At 74.0% G+C, this 7370-nt stretch carries 6 protein-coding genes; 3 read left to right on the forward strand and 3 right to left on the reverse strand.

The annotated features are described in order from the left end of the window. Positions 1 to 3 precede the first annotated feature (3 nt). Positions 4 to 822, reverse strand: a complete 819-nt coding sequence (locus ACFU7Z_RS32745; RefSeq protein WP_079272792.1) for an inositol monophosphatase family protein — start codon at positions 820 to 822, stop codon at positions 4 to 6. Between the two features lie 87 nt (positions 823 to 909). Beyond that, on the reverse strand, positions 910 to 2052 hold the full coding sequence (locus ACFU7Z_RS32750) for a ferrochelatase (RefSeq protein WP_380781513.1): 1143 nt from the start codon (positions 2050 to 2052) through the stop codon (positions 910 to 912). Between the two features lie 131 nt (positions 2053 to 2183). Between ACFU7Z_RS32750 and ACFU7Z_RS32755 the strand changes: the two genes are divergently transcribed. Both ACFU7Z_RS32755 and ACFU7Z_RS32760 read left to right on the forward strand, forming a co-directional pair. Then, on the forward strand, positions 2184 to 3452 hold the full coding sequence (locus tag ACFU7Z_RS32755) for an MFS transporter (RefSeq protein ID WP_380781515.1): 1269 nt from the start codon (positions 2184 to 2186) through the stop codon (positions 3450 to 3452). A gap of 103 nt (positions 3453 to 3555) precedes the next feature. Beyond that, positions 3556 to 4878, forward strand: a complete 1323-nt coding sequence (locus ACFU7Z_RS32760) for a D-arabinono-1,4-lactone oxidase (RefSeq protein WP_380781517.1) — start codon at positions 3556 to 3558, stop codon at positions 4876 to 4878. Here ACFU7Z_RS32760 and ACFU7Z_RS32765 read toward each other — a convergent pair. After that, complete coding sequence (locus ACFU7Z_RS32765) at positions 4875 to 5756, reverse strand: hypothetical protein (RefSeq protein WP_380781519.1); 882 nt, start codon at positions 5754 to 5756, stop codon at positions 4875 to 4877. The genes ACFU7Z_RS32760 and ACFU7Z_RS32765 overlap by 4 nt on opposite strands. A gap of 517 nt (positions 5757 to 6273) precedes the next feature. Between ACFU7Z_RS32765 and sepH the strand changes: the two genes are divergently transcribed. Next, positions 6274 to 7356, forward strand: coding sequence for a septation protein SepH (gene sepH / locus ACFU7Z_RS32770; protein WP_074005654.1), 1083 nt, complete (start codon positions 6274 to 6276; stop codon positions 7354 to 7356). The last annotated feature ends 14 nt before the right edge of the window (positions 7357 to 7370 follow it).

A 7370-nucleotide genomic window follows, 5' to 3' on the forward strand; every position in this document is an offset into this window, starting at 1 on the left:
CGGTCAGTCCGCCCAGGCGCGCAGCGCGGCCAGCCGCTCCTGGAGCGGCTGGTACACGCCCGGAGCGGCGGCCACGGTCAGCTCGCCGTCCGGCCCGTGCCCGGGCCGGCCGCCGACCAGGGCGCCGGCCTCGGTGGCGATCAGGCAGCCGGCCGCCCGGTCCCAGGGGGCCAGGCCGCGCTCGTAGTAGCCGTCCAGCCGCCCGGCGGCGACGTCGCACAGGTCCACCGCGGCCGCCCCGCCCCGGCGGATGTCCCGCACCTCCGGCATCAGTGCCAGCAGCACCTCGGCCTGCCGGACCCGCACCGGCTGGACGTAGTTGAAGCCGGTGGCGATCAGCGCCTGGCCCCAGGGCGGGGCCGGGCGGGCCGAGAGCGGGCGGCCGTCGAGGCGGGCGCCGCGGCCCAGGACGGCGTGGAACAGCTCGCCGCGGGCCGGCGCGTACACCACGCCGACGACCGCCCGGCCGTCCACCTCGGCGGCCACGCTGACCGCCCAGGAAGGCAGCCCGTAAAGGTAGTTGACCGTTCCGTCGAGCGGGTCCACGACCCAGCGGACCCCGCTGGTGCCCGGCCGCTCGGCGCCCTCCTCGCCCAGGTAGCCGTCCTCGGGGCGGCGGTCGGTGATCAGCTCCAGGACGAGCTTCTCGGAGGCGAGGTCCATCTCGGTGACCACGTCGACCGGACTGCTCTTGGTACCGGCCACGCCGAGGTCGGCCGGGCGGCCGTCGCGCAGCAGGGCGCCGGCCTGCCGGGCCGCGTCCAGGGCGACCTCCAGCAGGTCGTCGAGGAGGCCGTCGTCGGGCAGGGCGGGGGTGGGCACGGGGGTTCTCCTCCGGGGCGACGGGACGAGCGGGACGGGCAGGACTGGCGGGACTGGCGGGACGGATGGAGCGGGCGGGACGGGCGGTCAGCGCTCGGCGACGGCCGGACGCGGGGCCCGCGGGTTGGGGCAGCAGGCCACCGCGCACACGTCGTGGCTGGGGCCGAGGGCGCCCAGGGCGCAGCGGGTCACCGGCTCGCCGCGCTCGGTGGCGGCGCGCTCCAGGACGAGCTCGCGCACGGCGGCGGTGAACCGGGGGTCGGCGCCGACGGTGGCGGCGCGGGAGACCGGCAGGCCGATCTCCGCGGCCTTGGCGACGGCCTCGGTGTCGAGGTCGTACTTGACCTCCATGTGGTCGGAGACGAAGCCGATCGGGACCATCACCACGGCGGGCGCGCCGTCGGCGTGCTGGGCCTCCAGGTGGTCGCAGATGTCGGGTTCCAGCCACGGGATGTGCGGGGCCCCGCTGCGGCTCTGGTAGACCAGCTCCCACGGCCGGTCGGCCACGCCGGTGCGCTCGGCCAGCGCGGCGGCGATCAGCCGGGCCACGTCCAGGTGCTGGGCGACGTACGCGCCGCCGGGCTCGCCGCGGGCCGGGTCGTCCGGGGCGCCGGAGGACTCGGCCATGGAGTGCGGGATGGAGTGGGTGGTGAACGCCAGCCGGGCGCCGGCGCGGACGGCCTCGGGCAGCTCCTCCAGGGCGGCCAAGGCGGCGTCGACCATCGGCTCGACGAAGCCCGGGTGGTTGTAGAAGTGCCGCAGCTTGTCGACCCGCAGGGCGGGCCCGCCCTCCTCGGCGAGCGCGGCCAGCGCGTCGGCCAGGTTCTCCCGGTACTGGCGGCAGCCCGAGTAGCCGGCGTACGCGCTGGTGGCGAGCACGGCGATCCGGCGGTGCCCGTCGGCGGCCAGCTCCCGCAGGGTGTCGACCAGGTAGGGCGCCCAGTTCCGGTTGCCCCAGTAGACCGGGAGGTCCAGCCCGTGCTCGGCGAAGTCCTCGCGCAGCGCGGCGAGCAGCTCGCGGTTCTGCCCGTTGATCGGGCTGACCCCGCCGAACATGAAGTAGTGCTTGCCCACCTCCTTCAGCCGCTCCTTGGGGATGCCGCGGCCGCGGGTGACGTTCTCCAGGAACGGGACGACGTCCTCGGGGCCCTCGGGCCCGCCGAAGGACAGCAGCAGCAAGGCGTCGTACGGGGCGGCGCCGGACGGGGAGGGTTTGCGCGCGTCGGACATGGAACCGATCCTGCCACTGAGGGACCGGGCACCGTCGCCGGGGCCGCGCGAGTGCCCGGAAAATACCGTTTGCCAACGTACGTAAGCTGTGTTTGCCAGCCTTGTTCCTTACTCCCCCGCCCGGAGCTCCCGTGCTGTCCAGCTACCGCCAGATATTCGCCTCCCCCGGCACTCTGGCCTTCTCCACCACCGGCTTCGTCTCCCGACTGCCGATCTCCATGACCGGGATCGGCATCGTGACCATGCTGTCCCAGCTCCGGGGCTCCTACGGGGTCGCCGGCCTGGTCTCGGCCTGCCTCGCGGTCTCCGCCGCGATCCTCGGCCCGCAGGTCTCCCGGCTGGTGGACCGGCACGGCCAGCGCAGGATCATCGTCCCCGCCATGGCGCTCACCATCGTCGCCGTCACCGGCCTGCTGCTCTGCGCCCGGCTGGAGGCCCCGGACTGGACGCTGTTCGTCTTCGCCGCCGGCATGGGCGTGATGCCGAGCACCGGCGCGATGGTCCGCGCCCGCTGGGCCCACCTCTACCGCGAGGACACCGGCAAGCTGCACACCGCCTACTCCTTCGAGGCCGTGGTCGACGAGGTCTGCTTCATCGTCGGCCCGATCCTCTCCATCGGCCTCGCCACCTCCGTCTTCCCCGAGGCCGGCGTGCTGCTCGCCGGGGTCTTCCTCGCCGTCGGCGTCCTGCTGTTCGCCGGGCAGCGCTCCACCGAGCCGCCGGTCCATCCGGCCGCCCGGCAGGAGGGCGGCTCGGTCATCCTCAACCGCGGCCTCCAGACGCTGATCCTGACCTTCGTCGCCACCGGCGCGATCTTCGGCTCGGTCGAGGTGGTCACCGTCGCCTACGCCGAGGCCCAGGGCCACAAGTCGATCTCCAGCGTGATCCTCGCCCTGTGGGCGCTCGGGTCCTGCCTGGCCGGGGTCGTCTTCGGCACCCTCAAGCTCACCGGCTCGATGGCGGTCCGCTTCCTCGTCGGCGTCCTGTTCATGGCCGTCAGCATGGTGCCGCTGCTGCTGGTCGCCCATGCGGTGCACGGCATCGGCGGGCTGGTCGTGGTCGGAGCCGCGCTGCTGGTCGCCGGCATCGCCATCTCCCCCACCCTGATCACCGCGATGGCCCTGGTCGAGCGGCTCGTCCCGGCCGCCCAGCTGACCGAGGGCATGACCTGGACCACCACCGGCCTGGCCCTCGGCGTCGCGGCCGGCTCCTCGGCCGGCGGCTGGGTGATCGACGCCTCCGGCGCCGCCGCGGGCTACTGGGTGCCGCTGGCCGCCGGCCTGCTCGGAGTGGTCGCCGCCCTCGCCGGCCTCGGCCGGCTGCGCGCCGGCCTGACCGCCGAAGCCGGCGCCGGGACGGCCGCCGAAGGGGCCGGACGGACCGTAGACGCCGAACGGTGAACTGACTAGCCTCGCCCTACCCACGGGGCTACCCATGGGTAGGGCGGCTGCGCCGCCCCGGACCGCGCCGAACCCGTTCGGCCACGGAGCAGGAGGCAGCGCAATGCCCCAGGCCAGTACCGCGACCCCCACCCGGTGGACCAACTGGGCCGGCAACCAGAGCGCCCGGCCCGCCCGGGCCGCCGCCCCCGGCACCGTGGAGGAGCTGGCCAGGGAGATCCGGCGGGCCGCCGAACAGGGCCGCACCGTCAAGGCCGTCGGATCCGGCCACTCCTTCACCTCGATCGCCTCCGCCGACGACGGCGTCCAGATCCGCCCGCACGCGCTCACCGCCGTCCGCGAGATCGACCGCGAGGCCGGCACCATCACCGTCGAGTCCGGCCTCCCGCTGCACCGGCTCAACCGCGTCCTCGCCACCGAGGGCCTCTCGCTGACCAACATGGGCGACATCGAGGTCCAGACCGTGGCCGGCGCCACCAGCACCGGCACCCACGGCACCGGCCGCGACTCCGGCTCATTGGCCGCCCAGATCCGCGCGCTGGAGATCGTCCTCGCCGACGGCACCGTCCGGCACTGCTCCCCCACCGAGAACCCCCGGCTCTTCCAGGGCGCCCGGCTCGGCCTCGGCGCCCTCGGCGTGATCACCGCGCTCACCTTCGGCGTCGAACCGGCCTTCCTGCTCACCGCGCACGAGCAGCCGATGGGCTTCGACGAGGTGCTGGAGCGCCTGGACGACCTCACCGCCGTCAACGAGCACTTCGAGTTCTACTGGTTCCCGCACACCGACCGCTGCTCCACCAAGCGCAACAACCGCAGCCAGGGCCCGGCCGCCCCGCTGCCCCGGTTCAAGGAGTGGCTGGAGGACGACTTCCTCTCCAACACCGTCTGGGAGGGGGCCTGCCGGGTCGGCCGGCGCTTCCCCGGCTCGATCCCCTCGATCGCCTCGCTGGCCAGCCGGGCCTGGTCCGAGCGCAGCTTCACCGACACCGCGTACAAGGTGTTCACCAGCCCGCGCAAGGTCCGCTTCGTGGAGATGGAGTACGCGGTGCCGCGCGCGGCCGTCGGCGAGGTGCTGCGCGAGCTGAAGTCCCTGGTCGAGCGCTCCGACTGGAAGGTCGGCTTCCCCGTCGAGGTGCGCTTCGCCCCCGCCGACGACCTCTGGCTCTCCACCGCCTCCGGCCGGGACAGCGCCTACATCGCCGTCCACCTCTACTGGGGCACCGCCGACCAGGGCTACTTCACCGGCGTGGAACAGCTGATGACCGCCCATCAGGGACGGCCCCACTGGGGCAAGCTGCACACCCGCGACGCCGCGTACCTGGCCGACGTCTACCCGCACTTCGGCGACTTCACCGCACTGCGCGACGAGGTCGACCCGCGGCGGCTGTTCGGCAACGACTACCTGCGCCGGGTGCTGGGCGACTAGGGCGTCGCCGCGTTGTTGCCCTCGGCCGGCGGCGGGGCCACCGGCGCCTTCGCCGGTTCGTTCGCCGGGGCGCTGTTCGGCGCCGTCGGCTGCGGGGTCGCTCCGCCGGTGGGCTTCCCGCCGCCCGCCGACGGGGAGGCGCCGGCCGACGGGGTCGCGGTCGGGCCGGCCGAGGGCGAGCCCGTCCCCGCGCCGGTGCTCGGCGTGTCGACCGGCTCCCGGCCCGGCCGGGTGGTCGACGGGGCGGAGGCGCCGCCGGAGGGCGCGTTGTCCTGCCCCTGCTTCCCGTTCCCGCCCGGGGACGGCCGCTCCGGCGGGGCGTCCTGTTGCCGGGAGGACTTGGGCGCCACCGAGCCGCCGAAGGACGTGCCGTTGCCGGACTCGCCCTTGACCGTCGCCGACACCGGCTGCCCGGTGGCCAGTTCGAACACCACGATCGGCGTCATCGCCAGCACGAAGACCAACCCGGACACCGCCGCGTACGTCTTCCAGCCCCACCGGCGACGCGCCCGGACCACCTGCGGCTCGTTCCACTCCGAGGTGATCACCGGCGGCTGCACCCGCGTCTGCGGCAGCTCGGACTCGACCGGCACCTGGCGCAGGGTATTGGCGGCCTGGTTCGGCCCCCGGTCCACCGCCTCGCGCAGCTGCTCGCCGGTCCGCTTGAAGATGTGCTGGAACACCGCGCCGCCGGTGGTGGCCCCGATGCTCACCACGGCGGCGCCCAGGATCGTGCCGTACACCCCCAGTTCGGAGGCCAGCAGCGCACCCACCACCGTGGCCAGCGCACTCGCCGCGACCTGAGCCACACTCAGATCGATGCGCCTGCGCTCCTCCTTGGCCTTGCCGCCCTCCTCGGCGGGGCTCCGCTCCGGCATCAACATCCCTCGGTCCCTACGGCTGTTCTTCGTACAAGGCTCTCCATCTTGCCCAAAGAAGGACACAAGGGACGAAAATGCGGTTCTCGGCGCCCGGATTGTGTGAAGATGATCACCGTCCGTCCGGCGGTGGTCCGCCATCGGGAGAGCACGCTCTTGAGATTCCCGTGAATCGCGGGAGACTTGAGCGGCGAGCCGCCCCTGTGGATGCCACGAATGGAGTACTGTTCGTAAAGCCCGAGCCTTGGGTCGACTTGTCGACTGCGCCCCCACCGGCAGCTTGACAAGGAGACACGGACCGGGCACGCACGGCGACGCCCGTCCCGGATCGTCGCGTTCACTGCGCGTGCGAGGACGGCCGGGACACCCAGGCGCGACGTCAACCGATGGCGTGGCAAAAAGGCAACCGTGCCACAGCGGCGTGCGCGGGCGTAAGCCCGACACGCCGGGGAACTCAGCAAGGTTGTGGCCAGTCGCGAGTGGGCAGGCCACACTCAGTACGGGAGCAGCGACGCAGGTGACGTCGGCAGGCACCACCCGGGAGGTAACCGTGCCCGAACTGCGGGTTGTGGCCGTCAGCAACGACGGCACACGGCTGGTGCTCAAGGCTGCCGACAGCACGGAGTACACCCTTCCCATCGACGAACGGCTGCGCGCCGCCATCCGTGGCGACCGGCCGCGCCTCGGCCAGATCGAGATCGAGGTCGAGAGCCACCTCCGCCCCCGGGACATCCAGGCGCGGATACGAGCCGGTGCCTCCGCGGAGGAGGTCGCCCAGGCCGCCGGGATCTCCGTCGACCGCGTCCGCCGCTTCGAGGGCCCGGTGCTCGCCGAGCGCGCCTTCATGGCCGAGCGCGCCCGCAAGACCGCCATCCGCCGCAACGGCGAGTCCCCCGGCCCGCAGCTCGGCGAGGCCGTCGCCGAGCGGCTCGCGCTGCGCGGCGCCGAGAAGGAGACCGAGCGCTGGGACTCCTGGCGGCGCGACGACGGCACCTGGGAGGTCATCCTCTCCTACCGGGCCGACGGCGAGGGCCGCAGTGCCTCCTGGACGTACGACCCGCCCCGGCGCCTGGTCCAGCCCAACGACGACGAGGCCCGCGCGCTGATCGGCGAGAACGTCGAGCGCGAGGAGGAGTCGGTCTTCCCGTTCATCCCGCGGATCGCCCGGCTCCCCCAGGACCGGCCGCCCCGCCCGATGATCGACCGGCCCTCGGCCGACCGCATCATGTCGTCCCGCGAGGTCCGCGAGTCGCGGGAGGCCACCGCCGACGCCCGGGACTCGCTGACCAGCCTGCTCGACGTGGTCCCCGCCTTCCGCGGCGACCTCGCCGTCGGCGCCCCCGCCCCGATCGAGCCGGTGCCCGCCGAGGTCGCCGAGGAGACCGAGGAGTCGGCCGCTGCGGCCGCCGCCCCGGCGGTCGGCGCGGGCTCGGCCTACGCCGACATCCTGATGCCGCGCGCCGTCGCCCCGCACCGCGAGCGCCTGGTCGGCACCACCGACCGGCAGGCCGAGGCGGACGGCGTCCGGCCCGGGCGCCGGGCCACCGTGCCCAGCTGGGACGAGATCGTCTTCGGCAGCCGGCGCAAGAAGCAGGAGTAGCGACGTCGAAGGGG

This window comes from Kitasatospora sp. NPDC057518 (assembly GCF_042802075.1).
GTDB lineage: Bacteria > Actinomycetota > Actinomycetes > Streptomycetales > Streptomycetaceae > Kitasatospora.

What these genes read in the sequence shown, in the direction of transcription:
- ACFU7Z_RS32760 (WP_380781517.1), top strand. Translation starts at nt 3,556, where the DNA reads ATGCCCCAGGCCAGTACCGCGACCCCCACCCGGTGGACCAACTGGGCC.
- ACFU7Z_RS32750 (WP_380781513.1), bottom strand. Translation starts at nt 2,052, where the DNA reads ATGTCCGACGCGCGCAAACCCTCCCCGTCCGGCGCCGCCCCGTACGAC.
- ACFU7Z_RS32765 (WP_380781519.1), bottom strand. Translation starts at nt 5,756, where the DNA reads ATGCCGGAGCGGAGCCCCGCCGAGGAGGGCGGCAAGGCCAAGGAGGAG.